At 71.2% G+C, this 16,895-nt stretch carries 14 protein-coding genes; all 14 read left to right on the top strand.

Features of this window, described 5'->3' with window-relative positions:
- Window position 1 precedes the first annotated feature (1 nt).
- The 14 genes from carB to AB0G04_RS39120 all read left to right on the top strand — a co-directional run bounded on the left by carB (window position 2) and on the right by AB0G04_RS39120 (window position 16,785).
- On the top strand, window positions 2-3,316 hold the full coding sequence (carB, locus tag AB0G04_RS39185) for a carbamoyl-phosphate synthase large subunit (protein WP_360994097.1): 3,315 nt from the start codon (window positions 2-4) through the stop codon (window positions 3,314-3,316).
- A 49-nt stretch (window positions 3,317-3,365) separates the two neighbouring features.
- Window positions 3,366-4,394 (top strand): quinone-dependent dihydroorotate dehydrogenase, encoded by a 1,029-nt coding sequence (locus AB0G04_RS39180; RefSeq protein WP_360994094.1) that lies wholly within the window; start codon window positions 3,366-3,368, stop codon window positions 4,392-4,394.
- Entirely contained in the window at window positions 4,391-5,833 is a 1,443-nt protein-coding gene (locus tag AB0G04_RS39175; RefSeq protein WP_360994091.1) for an adenosylmethionine--8-amino-7-oxononanoate transaminase, read from the top strand. The genes AB0G04_RS39180 and AB0G04_RS39175 overlap by 4 nt, the downstream gene beginning before the upstream one ends.
- A 19-nt stretch (window positions 5,834-5,852) precedes the next feature.
- On the top strand, window positions 5,853-6,683 hold the full coding sequence (gene pyrF, locus AB0G04_RS39170; RefSeq protein ID WP_360994089.1) for an orotidine-5'-phosphate decarboxylase: 831 nt from the start codon (window positions 5,853-5,855) through the stop codon (window positions 6,681-6,683).
- Between the two features lie 183 nt (window positions 6,684-6,866).
- Complete coding sequence (gene mihF / locus AB0G04_RS39165) at window positions 6,867-7,184, top strand: integration host factor, actinobacterial type (RefSeq protein WP_360325203.1); 318 nt, start codon at window positions 6,867-6,869, stop codon at window positions 7,182-7,184.
- 32 nt (window positions 7,185-7,216) lie between these two features.
- Window positions 7,217-7,804: a guanylate kinase gene (gene gmk / locus AB0G04_RS39160; protein ID WP_360994274.1), complete on the top strand. Its 588-nt coding sequence runs from the start codon at window positions 7,217-7,219 to the stop codon at window positions 7,802-7,804.
- A gap of 13 nt (window positions 7,805-7,817) precedes the next feature.
- Window positions 7,818-8,081, top strand: a complete 264-nt coding sequence (gene rpoZ, locus AB0G04_RS39155; protein ID WP_015623990.1) for a DNA-directed RNA polymerase subunit omega — start codon at window positions 7,818-7,820, stop codon at window positions 8,079-8,081.
- 138 nt (window positions 8,082-8,219) lie between these two features.
- The gene (gene coaBC / locus AB0G04_RS39150; protein WP_360994086.1) at window positions 8,220-9,437 is read left to right on the top strand and encodes a bifunctional phosphopantothenoylcysteine decarboxylase/phosphopantothenate--cysteine ligase CoaBC; all 1,218 of its coding nucleotides are present in this window, start codon (window positions 8,220-8,222) and stop codon (window positions 9,435-9,437) included.
- Between the two features lie 45 nt (window positions 9,438-9,482).
- On the top strand, window positions 9,483-10,673 hold the full coding sequence (gene metK / locus AB0G04_RS39145; RefSeq protein WP_360994083.1) for a methionine adenosyltransferase: 1,191 nt from the start codon (window positions 9,483-9,485) through the stop codon (window positions 10,671-10,673).
- Window positions 10,674-10,898: 225 nt separating this feature from the next.
- On the top strand, window positions 10,899-11,288 hold the full coding sequence (locus AB0G04_RS39140; RefSeq protein ID WP_360994080.1) for a hypothetical protein: 390 nt from the start codon (window positions 10,899-10,901) through the stop codon (window positions 11,286-11,288).
- 147 nt (window positions 11,289-11,435) lie between these two features.
- Window positions 11,436-13,700 carry a primosomal protein N' gene (locus tag AB0G04_RS39135; RefSeq protein WP_360994077.1) on the top strand — a complete coding sequence of 755 codons (2,265 nt, stop codon included), beginning with the start codon at window positions 11,436-11,438 and terminating at the stop codon, window positions 13,698-13,700.
- A gap of 115 nt (window positions 13,701-13,815) precedes the next feature.
- Complete coding sequence (gene def, locus AB0G04_RS39130; RefSeq protein ID WP_360994074.1) at window positions 13,816-14,388, top strand: peptide deformylase; 573 nt, start codon at window positions 13,816-13,818, stop codon at window positions 14,386-14,388.
- Window positions 14,389-14,392: 4 nt separating this feature from the next.
- Window positions 14,393-15,319, top strand: a complete 927-nt coding sequence (gene fmt / locus AB0G04_RS39125) for a methionyl-tRNA formyltransferase (RefSeq protein ID WP_360994072.1) — start codon at window positions 14,393-14,395, stop codon at window positions 15,317-15,319.
- Window positions 15,316-16,785, top strand: coding sequence for a transcription antitermination factor NusB (locus AB0G04_RS39120; protein WP_360994070.1), 1,470 nt, complete (start codon window positions 15,316-15,318; stop codon window positions 16,783-16,785). Before fmt ends, AB0G04_RS39120 begins: the two co-directional genes overlap by 4 nt.
- Window positions 16,786-16,895 lie beyond the last annotated feature (110 nt).

Raw genomic sequence — 16,895 nt, 5'->3', positions numbered from 1 at the left:
AGTGCCGAAGCGTGAAGATCTCAAGCACGTCATGGTGATCGGGTCCGGCCCGATCGTCATCGGCCAGGCCTGCGAGTTCGACTACTCCGGCACCCAGGCGTGCCGGGTGCTGCGGGCCGAGGGCATCCGGGTCTCGCTGGTCAACTCCAACCCGGCCACGATCATGACCGACCCGGAGTTCGCCGACGCCACCTATGTCGAGCCGATCACCCCGGAGTTCGTCGAGCTGGTCATCGCCAAGGAGCGGCCGGACGCGATCCTGCCGACCCTGGGCGGCCAGACCGCTCTGAACACCGCGATCGCCCTGCACGAGAGCGGCGTTCTGGAGAAGTACGGCGTCGAGCTGATCGGCGCGAACGTCGACGCCATCCGCAAGGGCGAGGACCGGCAGCTGTTCAAGGACATCGTGGCGCTCGCGGGCGGCGAGACCCCCCGTTCGCGGGTCTGCCACTCGATGGACGAGGTGCGGGCGACCGTCGCCGAGATCGGCCTGCCGGTCGTCATCCGGCCGTCGTTCACCATGGGCGGTCTGGGCTCCGGCATGGCGCACACCAGTGACGACCTGGAGCGGATCGCCGGCGCCGGCCTGGCCGCCTCCCCGGTGCACGAGGTGCTCATCGAGGAGAGCGTGCTCGGCTGGAAGGAGTACGAGCTCGAGCTGATGCGCGACAAGCACGACAACGTCGTGGTCGTCTGTTCGATCGAGAACATCGACCCGATGGGCGTGCACACCGGTGACAGCGTGACCGTGGCCCCGGCCATGACGCTCACCGACCGGGAGTACCAGAAGCTGCGTGACCTGGGCATCGCGGTGCTCCGCGAGGTCGGCGTGGACACCGGCGGCTGCAACATCCAGTTCGCGATCAACCCGGACGACGGCCGGATGATCGTGATCGAGATGAACCCGCGGGTCTCGCGCTCGTCCGCGCTGGCGTCGAAGGCCACCGGCTTCCCGATCGCCAAGATCGCGGCGAAGCTGGCCATCGGCTACACCCTCGACGAGATCCCGAACGACATCACGCTCAAGACGCCGGCCGCCTTCGAGCCGGCCCTCGACTACGTGGTCGTCAAGATTCCGCGGTTCGCGTTCGAGAAGTTCCCGGGCGCGGACAAGGAGCTCACCACCACGATGAAGTCGGTGGGTGAGGCGATGAGCCTGGGCCGCAACTTCGCCGAGGCGCTCAACAAGGCCATGCGCTCGATGGAGACGAAGGCCGCCGGCTTCTGGACCGCGCCGACGTTCGAGAACGTCGACGAGGCCCTGGAGGCGCTGAAGATCCCGCACGACGGCCGGCTCTACACCGTCGAGGCGGCGCTGCGGCTCGGTGCCACGGTCGAGCAGGTGCACGCGGCGTCCGGCCGGATCGACCCGTGGTTCCTCGACGAGATCCAGGCCCTCGTCGACCTGCGCGCCGAGATCCTGGCCGCGCCGGTCCTCGACGAGGAGCTGCTGCGCCGGGCCAAGCGGTCCGGGCTCTCCGACAAGCAGATCGCGGTGCTGCGCCCCGAGCTGGCCGGTGAGGACGGGGTCCGGGCGCTGCGGCACCGGCTCGGCCTGCGGCCGGTGTACAAGACCGTCGACACGTGTGCCGCCGAGTTCCAGGCGAGCACGCCGTACCACTACTCGTCGTACGACGAGGAGACCGAGGTCGCGCCGAGCGACCGGCCCAAGGTGATCATCCTGGGCTCGGGCCCGAACCGGATCGGCCAGGGCATCGAGTTCGACTACTCGTGCGTGCACGCCGTACAAGCGCTCCGTGGTGTCGATTTCGAGACCGTCATGGTCAACTGCAACCCGGAGACCGTGTCGACCGACTACGACACCGCCGACCGGCTCTACTTCGAGCCGCTCACCTTTGAGGACGTCCTCGAGGTGTTCCACGCCGAGGACAGCTCCGGCAAGGCGGCCGGCGGCCCCGGCGTGATCGGCGTGATCGTGCAGCTCGGCGGCCAGACCCCGCTCGGCCTGGCCAACCGCCTCAAGGCCGCCGGCGTGCCGATCGTCGGCACCAGCCCCGAGTCGATCGACCTGGCCGAGCACCGCGGCCTGTTCGGCGCGCTGCTCGCCGAGAACGGCCTGCGCTCGCCCGACCACGGCACCGCGACCAGCTTCAGCGAGGCCAAGGCGATCGCCGACACCATCGGTTACCCCGTCCTGGTCCGCCCGTCGTACGTGCTGGGCGGCCGGGGCATGGAGATCGTCTACGACGAGCCGACCCTGAAGGGCTACATCGAGCGGGCCACCGAGATCTCGCCGGACCACCCGGTGCTGGTCGACCGGTTCCTCGACGACGCCATCGAGATCGACGTGGACGCGCTCTGCGACGCGACCGGTGAGGTCTACCTCGGCGGCGTGATGGAGCACATCGAGGAGGCCGGTATCCACTCCGGCGACTCGGCCTGCTCGCTGCCGCCGATGAACCTGGCCGCCCCGCACATCGCCGAGGTGCGCCGCTACACCGAGGCGCTGGCCCGCGGCATCGGGGTGCGCGGCCTGATGAACGTGCAGTACGCGCTCAAGGACGAGGCCCTCTACGTGCTCGAGGCGAACCCGCGCGCCTCCCGGACCGTCCCGTTCGTCTCCAAGGCGACGGCCGTCCCGCTGGCCAAGGCGGCGGCCCGGATCATGCTCGGCGCCACCATCGCCGATCTGCGCGCCGAGGGGATGCTGCTGCCCGAAGGGGACGGCGGCACCACGCCGCCGAACGCGCCGATCGCGATCAAGGAGGCGGTGCTGCCGTTCAAGCGGTTCCGTACCCTGTCCGGCAAGAACGTGGACAGCCTGCTCAGCCCGGAGATGAAGTCGACCGGTGAGGTGATGGGCATCGACGCCGGCTTCGGCCAGGCGTTCGCCAAGTCGCAGGCCGCGGCGTACGGCTCGCTGCCCACCAGCGGCAAGGTCTTCGTGTCGGTCGCGAACCGGGACAAGCGCTCGATGATCTTCCCGGTCAAGCGGCTCGCCGACCTGGGGTTCACCATCGTCACCACCGCCGGGACGGGCGAGGTGCTGCGCCGCTACGGCATCGAGTGCGAGGTCGTCCCGAAGCACTACGAGGACCCCAGCCGGAAGAACGCGGTCGAGCTGATCCTGGCGGGCGAGATCTCGCTGATCATCAACACCCCGCAGGGCTCGGGCGCCAGCGCCCGTCTCGACGGGTACGAGATCCGCAGTGCCGCCGTGACCGCCGACGTACCAAGCATCACCACGGTCCCGGGCGCGGCAGCCGCCGTGATGGGTATCGAGGCGCTCCGCGCCGGCGACATGACCGTCCGGCCGCTGCAGGAGCTGCACAAGATCCTGCGGGGTGGCGAGTGACCGCCCGCGTCGTGCGGTACCGCTCGGCGCTCACCGCCGGGGGCATCCGGTGAGCCTGTTCACGCGCGTCGCCCGGCCGGCACTGTTCCGGCTGGGCGGCGGCGACGCCGAGCACGCCCACGAGTGGACGCTGGACCAGCTCGCCCGGCTGCCCGCCCCGGCCCTGGCCGCCATGCGCCGCTGGTACGGGTTCTCCAACCCGGTCGAGGTCTTCGGGGTCCGCTTCCCCAACCGGGTCGGTCTGGCCGCCGGCGTCGACAAGAACGGGATCGCCCTGCCCGCATGGCCGGCGCTCGGCTTCGGCTTCGTCGAGGTCGGCACGGTCACCGCACGACCGCAGCCGGGCAACGACAAGCCGCGCCTGTTCCGGGCGAAGACCAGCGAGGGCATCGTCAACCGGATGGGCTTCAACAACGCCGGTGCGACCGCCCTGGCCGATCGGCTGGCCGAGCTGGGCCCGCTCGACGTGCCGCTCGGCATCTCGCTCGGCAAGTCGAAGGTCACCCCGCTGGAGGACGCGGTCGACGACTACCTGACGTCCTACCGGCTGCTGCACCCGTACGCCGACTACATCGCGGTCAACGTGTCCTCGCCGAACACGCCGGGCCTGCGCAACCTGCAGGACAGGGATTCGATCGCGGCGCTGCTGAAGGCGCTCACCGGCCCGGTGCCGGTACTCGTCAAGATCGCTCCCGATCTGACCGAGCCGGCCATCGCCGAGCTGCTCGAGGTCTGCCTGGACCACGGCGCGGCAGGGATCATCGCCACCAACACGACGCTGTCCCGCGACGGGCTCGCGCCGGCCGATCAGCACCTGGCGGGCGAGGCCGGCGGTCTCTCCGGAGCGCCGCTGACCGTCCGGGCCCGCGAGGTGGTGCGGTTCGTGCACACCGAGTCCGGCGGGCGGCTGCCGATCATCGGGGTCGGCGGGATCATGTCGGCTGACGACGCCTCCCGGATGTTCGACGCCGGTGCGGCCCTGGTGCAGCTCTACTCCGGTTTCATCTATCGCGGTCCGGACCTGGTCCTGGAGGTCGCCCGGGGCGCCCGCCCGTCGCGGGCGGCAGCGGCGCGATGAGCCCGGCCGGGCGCGACCCCGTTGCGCTCGGCCCGTCGTCCGGGCCACCCGGCCCGGGCGGCAGCGCCGCGGCGAACCCGCTCGAGCCGTCGTCCGGGCCACCCGGCCCGGACGGCAGCGCCGCCGCGAACCCGCTCGGCCCGTCGTCCCGGCCACCCGGCCAGGGCGGCGGTAGGGCGGCGGAACTGCTGGCGCTCGACCGGGCGCATGTCTGGCACCCGTACGGGCCGATGCCCGGCCGTAGCGAGCCGTATCTGGTGGAGAGCGCCGAGGGCGTGCGTCTGCGGCTGGCCGACGGCCGGGAACTGGTGGACGGGATGTCGTCCTGGTGGGCGGCGATCCACGGCTACCGGCACCCGGCGCTGGACGCGGCGCTGGCCGATCAGGCCGGGCGGATGAGTCACGTGATGTTCGGCGGGCTCACCAACGAGCCCGCGATCCGGCTGGCCGCCGAGCTGGTCGAGATCACTCCGGCCGGGCTGGAGCACGTCTTCCTGTGCGACTCCGGTTCGGTCGGCGTCGAGGTGGCGGTCAAGATGGCGCTGCAGGCGCAGCGGGCCCTGGGGCGGCCGGGCCGGCAGCGGCTGGCGACGTGGCGCGGCGGATATCACGGTGACACGTTTCACCCGATGAGCGTCTGCGACCCGGTCGGCGGCATGCACGCGCTCTGGACCGGGGTGCTGCCCGTGCAGTTCTTCGCCGGCCCGCCGCCCGCCGGATGGGACGAGGACTACGCCGCCGCGCTGACCGGGATGATCGCCCGGCACGCCGATGAGATCGCCGCCGTGATCGTGGAACCGGTGGTGCAGGGCGCGGGCGGGATGCGGTTCCACCATCCGGAGTACCTGCGGGTGCTGCGCGAGGTGACCGCGGCGCACGGCATCTTCCTGATCTTCGACGAGATCGCCACGGGATTCGGCCGGACCGGACGGTTCTTCGGCGCCGATCACGCCGGCGTGAGCCCGGACATCATGTGCCTGGGCAAGGCGCTGACCGGGGGATACCTGACCCTGGCGGCCACCCTGTGCACCGGCGAGGTGGCCGCGGCGATCTCGGCCGGGGAGGGTGGCGGGCTGGCGCACGGCCCGACCTTCATGGGCAACCCACTCGCCTGCGCCGTCGCGGTGGCCTCCCTGGGGCTCCTGCGTGACGGCGGATGGGCGCGGCGCGTACCGGAGATCGAAAAGGGCCTGAAAGCCGGCCTGGAGCCGCTTCGGGGGGCTGCAGGGGTCGCTGACGTGCGGGTCCTGGGCGCCATCGGTGTCGTGCAGATGGATCGCGAGGTGGATCTGCCGAGGGCCACCGCCGCGGCGGTGGCCGAGGGAGTCTGGCTGCGGCCGTTCCGGGACCTGATCTACACCATGCCGCCGTTCGTCACGGACGACGCCGACCTGGCCCGCATTACCGCGGGAATCGCCGCCGCGGTGGCGGCTAGCTGACACGGAAGAGGTAACGCTGATGGAAACGTTCGGCGAACGGCTGCACGCGACGGTAGCGGAGCGTGGTCCCCTGTGCGTCGGGATCGATCCGCACGCCGCTCTGCTGGCCCGCTGGGGACTCTCCGACGACATCGCCGGCCTGGAACGCTTCGCCCGTACGGTCGTCGACGCCTTGGCCGATCGGGTGGCTGTTCTGAAGCCACAGTCCGCTTTTTTTGAGAGATTTGGGTCACGTGGCGTCGCGGTTCTTGAGTCAACTATCCGACAGTCGCGAGAGGCCGGCGCGATCGTCCTGCTCGACGTGAAACGTGGCGACATCGGCTCGACGATGGCGGCGTACGCCGACGCGTACCTCAATCCAGCCAGTACTCTCCGTGCTGACGCGATTACGGTAAGTCCCTATCTTGGAGTGGGTTCTCTGCAGCCCGCGTTCGACCTGGCGGCCGCTCACTCCGGTGGAGTCTTCGTCCTGGCACTGACCTCGAACCCCGAGGGCGCGGCCGTCCAGCATGCCGTCGGCGCCAGCGGAAAAACCGTCGCGCAAACCGTGATCGATGAGATTTCCCAGGTCAACGCGGGTGCGAAGCCGCTCGGAAGTCTCGGGCTCGTCGTCGGCGCGACGATCGGCAGGACCGGCCACGACCTCTCCGCGGTCAACGGCCCGCTGCTTGCGCCGGGCCTCGGAGCGCAGGGTGGAACGCCTGATGACCTGCGCGCGGTCTTCGGTGAGAGCCTTCACAACGTGTTGCCGTCGTACTCACGCGAAGTTCTCGCCGCGGGCCCGGAGATCGCCGATCTGCGGGCCGCTTCGGACCGCGTTCTGGCCGGCGTGCGCGCCGCGCTCGGGTGAAACGGCCTGCTTAGCAGGCTCCCGAAGAGCCGGGGCGGGGGTACCCCCACGTTGCCGAAACCCGGTTTGACCGCTAGTTTTCCCGGCGCCGGGAACCATATGCCCCTTCGGTTCCATGGCACACCACGTTTCACAGAAGCGCCGGTATTGAACTACCGCCGCTCAGGGACCTGAGGAGAACTGGTGCCGCTCCCGTCATTGAGCCCCGAACAGCGTGCTGCTGCGCTGGAGAAGGCCGCGGAAGTTCGCAAGGCTCGGGCTGAGCTGAAGGAACAGCTCAAGTCCGGCAAGACCACCCTCGCCGCCGTGCTCGAGCGCGCGGAAGGCGACGAGGTCGTCGGCAAGCTGAAGGTCTCGGCCGTGCTTCAGGCGCTGCCGGGCATCGGCAAGATCCGTGCGACGCAGATCATGGAGAAGCTGAAGATCGCCGAGAGCCGCCGGCTCCGGGGTCTCGGCGACCAGCAGCGCAAGGCCCTCCTGGGGGAGTTCGCTGCGAACTGACTCATGGGCTCGTGTAGGAATGAGCCGTGAGCATGGATGACGACGCGCAGCCGGCAGCCCGCCTCACTGTTCTTTCCGGCCCTTCCGGGGTCGGAAAGGACAGTGTGATCGAGCTGATCCGGCTGCGCTCGCCGTGGATCAAACTCTCGGTGTCGGTGACAACACGCAAGAAACGCGACTACGAGACCGACGGCGAGCACTACCACTTCGCGACCAGGACCGAGTTCCAGCGACTGATCGACGGCGGTCAGCTACTGGAGTGGGCGGAATTCGCGGGCAACCTCTACGGCACGCCCCGCGCGCAGGTCGAGGGCTGGCTCTCCCAGGGCCGGCCCGTTCTGTTGAAGATCGATCTGCAGGGCGCGCGACAGGTCCGGGCGGCCATGCCGGACGCCCAGCTGGTCTTCCTGGCCCCACCCAGCGTCGAGGAGCTCCAGCGCCGGCTGATCGGCCGGGGCACCGACGACGAGGAGACGATCAAGCGCCGGCTGGCGCACGCGGACGAGGAACTGGCCGCCGAGGCGGAGTTCGACGTCACCGTGGTCAACGACTTCGTCGAACGTGCCGCTGATGAGCTGGTAGGATTGCTCGGTTCGTTATACCTGGCACACGAGCATTAAGGACTTCACCAAAGTGGGAACCATCGCGAACCCCGAAGGCATCACCAACCCGCCGATCGACGAACTGCTCGACAAGACCTCGTCGAAGTACTCGCTGGTGATCTTCGCGGCCAAGCGCGCCCGCCAGGTCAACGCCTACTACAGCCAGCTCGGTGAGGGCCTCCTGGAGTACGTGGGACCGCTCGTCGAGACCACGCCGCAGGAGAAGCCGCTCTCCATCGCCATGCGCGAGATCAACGCGGGCCTGCTGACCGCCGAGGCGACCGACAACCCGTAGCTACGTGTCCCGGGTGCCCTCTGTTCGCAGGAAACGCGAACCGGGGGCACTCCGCATTTCTGCCCCGGGGCCGAGTCCCCGGACCCCGCATGACGAGCGTCATGCCCGGGATGTGGCCTCGAGGTGGGAGCCCTTTCTGTGACCGAGATCGTGCTGGGCGTGGGTGGTGGGATCGCCGCCTACAAGGCGTGCGAACTGCTGCGCCTGTTCACCGAGTCCGGCCACGGCGTCCGGGTCGTCCCGACCGATGCGGCGCTCAAGTTCGTCGGCGAGCCCACCTGGGCGGCACTGTCCGGACGGCCGGTCGCGACCGGTGTCTGGGACGACGTGCACGAGGTGCCGCACGTGCGGATCGGCCGGGCCGCGGAACTCGTCGTGGTGGCTCCGGCGACCGCCGACCTGCTGGCCAAGGCGGCGCACGGCATTGCCGACGACCTGCTCACCAACACGCTGCTCACGGCCACCTGCCCGATCGTGTACGCGCCCGCCATGCATACCGAGATGTGGGAGAACCCGGCCACCAGGGCGAACGTGGCAACTCTGCGCGAGCGTGGGGCGATCGTGATCGAGCCCGCTGTAGGCCGTCTCACCGGGAAGGACACCGGCAAGGGGCGGCTGCCCGATCCCTCGTCGATCTTCGAGACCGCTTTGCGCGTACTCAGGCGGGGCCTTGATCTTGATCTTGCTGGTCGTCATGTCGTGGTGACCGCGGGTGGGACGCGCGAGCCGCTCGACCCGGTCCGGTTCCTCGGCAACCGATCTTCCGGCAAGCAGGGGTACGCGCTGGCCAAGGCCGCCGTCGCGCGCGGCGCCCGGGTGACACTCGTCTCGGCGAACGTCTCGCTCGCCGACCCCGCCGGAGTCGACCTCGTCCGGGTCGGCACCACCGAGGAGCTGCGCAAAGCCACCGTCGAGGCGGCCGCTTCGGCCGACGCGATCGTCATGGCGGCGGCGCCCGCCGACTTCCGCCCGGCAACGGTCGCCGAACAGAAGATCAAGAAGACCGGCGACGGTACGCCCGCAGCGATCGCCCTGGTCGAGAACCCGGACATCGCCGCCGAACTCGGCGCGGCCAAACGTCCCGGCCAGATCCTGGTCGCCTTCGCGGCCGAGACGCACGACGCCCTGGAGAACGCGCGCGGCAAGCTGGTCCGCAAACGCGCCGACCTGATCGTCGTCAACGAGGTCGGCGCCGGCCTGGTGTTCGGCCAGGACAGCAACACCGTCACCCTGCTGGGTGCGGACGGCTTCACCGCCACTCACGGGGAACTACCCAAAGACGATGTGGCCGATATGATTTTGGATCAAGTCGCCGCCCGCCTGGACGCCCAGGTAGGACACGCTCAGCACCCCTGACTACACTTCCGCGTTACCTTGTATTCGACAAATCTGAGGAGCACCGTGGCACGCCGCCTGTTCACCTCCGAGTCGGTCACGGAAGGCCACCCGGACAAGATCGCTGACCAGATCAGCGACGGGATTCTCGACGCCCTGCTCGCCCAGGACCCGCGGAGCCGCGTCGCGGTGGAGACCCTGATCACCACGGGCCAGGTGCACGTGGCGGGCGAGGTCACCACGCAGGCCTACGCCGACATTCCCAGCATCGTGCGCGACACGATCCTGAGGATCGGCTACGACTCGTCGAAGAAGGGCTTCGACGGCGCCTCCTGCGGCGTGAGTGTCTCCATCGGCTCGCAGTCGCCGGACATCGCGCAGGGCGTCGACAGCGCCATCGAGCTGCGCGAGGGTGACTCCGAGCACGTTCTCGACTCGCAGGGCGCCGGCGACCAGGGCATGATGTTCGGCTTCGCCTGCTCCGAGACGCCCGAGCTGATGCCGCTGCCGATCGCGCTGGCCCACCGCCTGGCACGCCGGCTGTCGGCCGCCCGCAAGGACGGCACGATCCCCTACCTGCGTCCCGACGGCAAGACCCAGGTCACCATCGAGTACGACGGCCTGCGTCCCGTACGCCTCGACACAGTCGTCGTGTCGTCGCAGCACGCCGCCGACATCTCGCTCGAGTCGCTGCTCACGCCGGACGTCCGCGAGCACGTCATCGCGCCCGAGCTCGAGGGCCTCGGCCTGGACTTCGAGGGTTACCGGCTCCTGGTGAACCCGACCGGCCGCTTCGAGATCGGCGGCCCGATGGGTGACGCCGGCCTGACCGGTCGCAAGATCATCGTGGACACCTACGGCGGCTACGCCCGCCACGGTGGCGGCGCGTTCTCCGGCAAAGACCCGTCCAAGGTGGACCGCTCCGCGGCGTACGCCACCCGCTGGGTCGCCAAGAACGTCGTGGCCGCCGGCCTGGCCGAGCGCTGCGAGGTCCAGGTCGCCTACGCGATCGGCAAGGCCCACCCGGTCAGCCTGTTCGTGGAGACCTTCGGCACCGAGAACGTGCCGGTCGAGCGGATCGAGAAGGCCATCAAGGAGGTCTTCGACCTGCGGCCGGCCGCCATCATCCGCGACCTCGACCTGCTGCGCCCGATCTACCAGCAGACCGCCGCGTACGGCCACTTCGGCCGTGAGCTGCCGGACCTCAAGTGGGAGAGCACCGACCGCGCCCAGGACCTCAAGAACGCTGCTTCCTGACATCTGGCCGCCGACGAGGCGCCCACCCCTTCCCGGGGATGGGCGCCTCGTCGTTTTCCGCCCCGCCGCCGCTCCCTGTTGCGCCCCCGCCTCGCCGCTCCCCGCCGTCTCGCGCCGCCGCCGCTCCCCGCCGCCTCGCGTCGTCCGCCCTCTCGCCTATTTCGCTGACCTTGTGAGTTTCGAGTGCTGCTGGCGGCGCGAACTCACAAGATCGGTGAGGGGGGATTGAACGCGGCGGTGCAGGAGATCGCCGGTGCCCAGCGGGTCGTCCGCGACGCCGGCCTGGCCGAGGTCCATCGCCCGCACGTGTGGTTCACCGACGAGGGCTACCAGGCCGCCGCCGAATCGTACGCGCGAGGTGGGTGCCCCGACGGCTGGGAACCGCGCGATGAGGTGATCGGCCGGTTCGACGCCGCGGTCGTACGTCACGCGGCCACCGCCGCCGAACACCACCGCACGCTGGTGATCGGCACTCACGGCCTGGCACCGACGGTGTGGATGGCAAGCCGATACCGCCTCGCCACCGACCCGGCCCGCTTCTGGGCCGACCTCCGCTTCCCGGACATCGTCGAGATCGACCTCCGCGAGCAGACGGTGACCTGCCTGACCCACTGACGTCCCGGCCGCCAGCCGCATGCCGCGGACCGCTGGCCCGGCGGGCGGGTGGATGTGCCGGCTGGGGGGTTGAGCCGGTGGGCCGGCGGGCCAGTGGAGGGGCCGGCCGGGCGTGAATGTCATAGGGGCCGGGCAGAATGTGCGGCGATGGGGACCAAGGGTGTACGTGCGGAGCGGGAGCCGGCCGAGCGGCTGCCGGTCGCCCGTGTGTGCGTCGACGTGCCGCTCGCGCATCTCGACCGGCCGTTCGACTATCTGGTCCCGGCGGCCGACGACGAGGCGGCGCAGCCGGGCGTCCGGGTGAAAGTGCGGTTCGCCGGTCAGCAGGTCAACGGATTCCTGCTGTCCCGGGTCGAGTCCAGTGACCACGGCGGCAAGCTGGCCTATCTGGAGAAGGTCGTCTCGCCCGAGCGCGTGCTCGACCCGGAGATCGCCACGCTGGCCCGGGCGATCGCCGACCGCTACGCCGGCAATCTGGCCGATGTGCTGCGGCTCGCTGTGCCACCACGGCACGCCCGGGTGGAGACACAGAGTTCCCCGGCCGCCGCGGACTCCGAACCGCCGGAGAGGCCGGATGCAGCGGCGAGCCCGGACGCGGCGGTGAGCCCTCACGCGGCGGTGAGCCCTCACGCGGCGAGCCCGGACGCGACGGCGAGCCTGGAAGCAGCGAGCCCGGGCGCAGTGGCGAGCCGGGACGTAGCCAGCCCGGACGCAGTGGTGAGCCAGGACGTAGCCAGTCCGGGCGCAGTGGTGAGCCAGGACGTAGCCAGCCCGGAAGCGGCGGGAGGCCCCGGCGCCCCCGCGGATGCCGCTGTCCCGGTCGATCCCGACGTGACCGTGAGCACGAACGACGCCGCTCACCCGGCCGGCGGCTGGGACTCGTACCTTGCCGGGCCGGCCTATCTGCGGGCCGTGCGGGAGGGGCGCCCGGCGCGGGCCGTCTGGTCGGCGCTGCCGGGGGAGGACTGGCCGGCCCGGATCGCCGAGGCCGCCGCGGCCACCGTCCTCGGCGGGCGCGGTGTGGTGATCGTCGTTGCCGACGCGCGTGACCTCGACCGGGTCGATCGGGCGCTGGCGGAGACCCTCGGCGAGGGGCGGCACGTCGCGCTGAACGCGGCGCTCGGCCCGTCGGAACGCTACCGGCGGTTCCTGGCGGCGAGCCGGCATCAGGTGCCGGTGGTCGTCGGGACCAGGGCCGCGGTGTGGGCACCGGTGCCCCGGCTGGGACTCGTGGTGATCTGGGACGACGGGGACGACGTGCACGCCGAGCCGCGGGCGCCGTACCCGCACGCCCGGGACGTCCTGCTCACCCGGGCCCGCCTGGCCGACTGTGCGGCACTGGTGGGTGGCTTCGCGCGTACCGGTGAGGGGCAGCTGCTGCTCGAGACCGGCTGGGCGCGGGAGATCGTCGCTGACCGGGCGGTGCTGCGCCGGCGATCACCCGCGATCGCGCCGACCGGCGACGACTTCCAGCTGGCCCGTGACCCGGGGGCGGTGGTCGCCCGGCTGCCGAGCCTGGCCTGGCAGACCGCGAAGCAGGCGCTCCAGGCGGGTGCGCCGGTGCTGGTGCAGGTGCCTCGCCGTGGGTACCTGCCGTCGGTGGCGTGTGCCGAGTGCCGCGCTCCGGCGCGCTGCCCGCACTGTGCGGGGCCGCTCGGGTTGCACGGCGCCCGGGACGTGCCGGTCTGTCACTGGTGCGGGCGGGCGGCGGCCGACTACAGCTGCCCCCATTGCCATGACCGGCGGCTGCGGGCGTCGGTGATCGGCGCCCGGCGTACGGCTGAGGAACTGGGCCGGGCCTTTCCGGGGTTCCCGGTGCGCACCTCGGGGCGGGAGCAGGTGCTGAGCGAGGTGCCGGCCGCCCCGGCCGTGGTGGTGTCGACGCCGGGAGCTGAGCCACTTGCCGAGGGCGGGTTCGGGGCGGTGCTGCTGCTCGACACGTGGGCGCTGCTGAGCCGGGCCGACCTGCGGGCGGCGGAGGAGACGATGCGCCGCTGGCTCAACGCGGCGGCCCTGGCCCGTCCGGCCCACGAGGGTGGCCGGGTGGTGGTGGTCGCGGACGGTTCGCTGGCGCCGGTGCAGGCGCTGATCCGCTGGGACCCGGGCTGGTTCGCGGCGCGTGAGCTGGCCGAGCGGCGTGATCTGGGTTTCCCGCCGGCGGCACGGATGGCGAGTGTGACCGGCCAGGCGGCCGCGGTGGCGGAGCTGTTGTCGCTGACGCATCTGCCGGACGGCGCCGAGTTGCTGGGGCCGGTTCCGGCATCGGACGAGCAGGAGCGGATGCTGCTGCGGGTGACCCGGTCGCGGGCGGCCGAGCTGGCCCACGCCCTGCACGAGGCGGCCGGGGTGCGCAGCGCCCGCAAGGCCGCTCTGCCGGTGCGTATCCAGGTGGATCCGGCCGAGTTGTTCTGAGACCGTCCGCCGAAGTGTGCCGGCCGGATCACGGCGACGCTGTCACCGACAGCGTTGCGTGGGTCACTCCGTAGACTGGTCAGGTACCGCCCATCAGAGTCAGGAGTCCCGCCGCGTGACCGTCCAGCCCATCCGTCTTTTCGGTGATCCGGTGCTGCGCACGCCGGCCGACCCCGTCGTCGATTTCGACAAGGAACTGCGCAATCTCGTGAAGGATCTGATCGAGACGATGCAGGACGAGGGTGGCGCCGGTCTGGCCGCTCCGCAGCTCGGTGTCGGCCTGCGCGTCTTCAGCTTCGACATCGACGACGTGGTCGGGCACATCGTCAACCCGGTCCTCTCCTTCCCCGACGAGGAGGAGCAGGACGGGCCCGAGGGGTGCCTGTCCATCCCCGGCATCTACATCGACACGAAGCGCCGGCAGAACGTGGTCGCGAACGGTTTCAACGAGTTCGGCGACCCGGTCCAGGTGGTCGGCACCGGTCTGATGGCGCGCTGTGTCCAGCACGAGACCGACCACCTCGACGGTGTTCTCTTCCTGGATCGGCTGGACGCCGCGGCCCGCAAGGACGCGATGAAGCAGATCCGCTCAGCCGACTGGTACGACGCGGCCAAGCCGCCCACGATCAAGGACAGCCCGCACGGCCGGGGTGTCTTCGGGTCCGGCATCTTCAGTCCGGGCCGGTGATCGGATGCGCCTGATCTTCGCGGGCACCCCTGAGGTGGCCGTGCCGAGCCTGGAGGCGGTCGCCGCGTCCGGGCACGAGCTGGTCGCCGTGGTGACCCGTCCGGATGCTCCGGCCGGCCGGGGGCGGCGCCTGGTGCGCTCGCCCGTCGGCGCGTGGGCCGACGAGCGCGGCATCGAGGTGCTGACCCCCGAGAAACCCCGTGACCCCGAGTTCCAGGAGCGGCTGCGGCAGATCGCGCCGGACTGTGTGCCCGTGGTGGCGTACGGCGCCCTGGTGCCCCCGTCAGCGCTGGAGATCCCGAAGCACGGCTGGGTGAACCTGCACTTCTCCTTGCTGCCCGCCTGGCGCGGTGCGGCTCCGGTGCAGCACGCGGTGCTGCACGGCGACGAGGTGACCGGCGCGAGTGTCTTCGAGCTGGAGGCGGGCCTGGACACCGGCCCGGTCTACGGCACCCTGACCGAGCAGATCCGGTTCAACGACACCTCCGGCCACCTGCTGGAACGGCTCGCCGTGGACGGTGCGGGGCTGCTGGTGACGGTGCTCGACGCGATCGAGGCGGGCACGGTGCGGGCACATCCGCAGCCGGCCGACGGTGTCAGTTTCGCGCCGAAACTGACCGCCGAGGACGCCCGGGTCCGCTGGGACGATCCGGCGTTCGCGGTGGACCGCCGGATCCGGGCGTGCACGCCGGCGCCCGGCGCGTGGACGACATTGCGTGACGAGCGGCTGAAGCTGGGCCCGGTGCGACCGGTGGCGAACGCGCCGTCGCTGCGGCCGGGCGAGCTGCTGGTGGAACGCAAGCAGGTACTGGCCGGAACGGCGACGACGCCGGTGCAACTCGGAGAGGTGCGCGCGGCGGGCAAGAAGCCGATGGCGGCCACCGACTGGGCACGGGGGATGCGAATCGAAGCAGGGGAGAAACTGGCGTGACGGAACATCGGGCTTCGCGACCGCACGGTGGGCGGCCCAGCCGGCCGAGCGGCCCGGGCCACCCGCGGGACGGGCGCAGCGGCCGGGCCCCGCGCGCCGGCCGGCCACCGTCGGACCCGGCACGGCAGGCGGCTTACGAGGCGGTTGCGGCGGTGCACCGCGACGACGCGTACGCGAACCTGGTCCTCTCCGACATCCTGAGCGGCATGGGCCTGCACGGCCGGGACGCGGCCTTCGCGACCGAGCTGACGTACGGCACGCTGCGTGCTCTCGGCACGCTGGATCTGATCATCGCGGCGGCTGCCGAGCGGGAGGTCTCCCGGATCGACCCGCCGGCCCGGGACGCGCTGCGTCTCGGCGTCTACCAGTTGCTCTACACGCGGGTGCCGTCGCATGCGGCGGTCAACCAGACGGTCGACCTGGTCCGCTCGGTGGCGCCGGGTGCGCACGGGTTCGCCAACGCGGTCATGCGTACGGTCTCCGAGACCTCGCTGGAGAAGTGGCTGGAGCGGCTCGCCCCGTCGTACGAGACGGATCCGGTGGGTCATCTGTCGGTCATCCACCACCATCCCCAATGGGTGATCCGGTCGTTCGCCGAGGCGCTCGGCGGCGATCTGGACGACACCGCCCGCCTGCTGATCGAGGACAACCAGCCGCCGGTGGTGCACCTGTGCGCGCGGCCGGGCCGGGCCGACGCGGTCGAGCTGGCCGACGAGGTCGACGGTGTTCCGGGCGCGTTCTCGCCGTACGCGGTCTATCTGAACGGCGGCGCGCCGCGTGACCTGGCCGCCATCCGCGAGGGTCGCGCCCATGTCCAGGACGAGGGTTCGCAGCTGGTCGCGGCGGCGCTGCTGGCCGCTCCGATCGAGGGCCGGGACACCCGCTGGCTCGACCTGTGCGCCGGGCCGGGCGGCAAGACCGGCCTGATGGGGGCGATCGCGGCCGGTCGTGGCGCCGACGTGACGGCGGTGGAGGTGGCCGAGCACCGGGCCCGGCTGGTCGACATCGCGACCGAGGGCATGCCGGTCACGGTGCTGCCGATGGACGGGCGTTCGGTGGGCCGTGATCCGGATCTGCCGGAGGAGTCGTTCGACCGGGTGCTGGTGGACGCGCCGTGCACCGGGCTGGGTTCGCTGCGGCGCCGCCCGGAGTCGCGCTGGCGCAGGCAGCCGGCTGACCTGCCGCCCCTCACCAAACTGCAGCGTGAGCTGCTGGTGGCGGCGCTGCGGGCGGTACGCCCGGGTGGCGTGGTGGCCTACGTGACCTGCTCCCCGCACATGGTGGAGACGCAGGTCACGGTGAGCGAGGGGGCCCGGCGCAGTGGCGTCGAGGTCGACTTCGTGGACGCGCGGCCGTTGTTGCCGCCGGGCATGCCGGGCCTGGGCCCGGGGCCGACGGTGCAGTTGTGGCCGCACCGGCACGGGACGGACGCCATGTTCCTGGCCGTGCTCCGGCGGACTGCCTGAAAGTCGTGGGGGTGGGCGGTCCGGCCGCCCAGACGACACCAAATACTTCAACCCCTGGAACGATCGCCGATCAAAGCGCCGCGCATACACGCCGCCCACAAAACACCCCG

This window comes from Actinoplanes sp. NPDC023801, assembly GCF_040639655.1.
In the GTDB taxonomy this organism is placed as follows: Bacteria; Actinomycetota; Actinomycetes; order Mycobacteriales; family Micromonosporaceae; genus Actinoplanes.
Note: the sequence above shows the minus strand (reverse complement) of the source record. Positions and strands in the feature narration are given on the sequence as shown.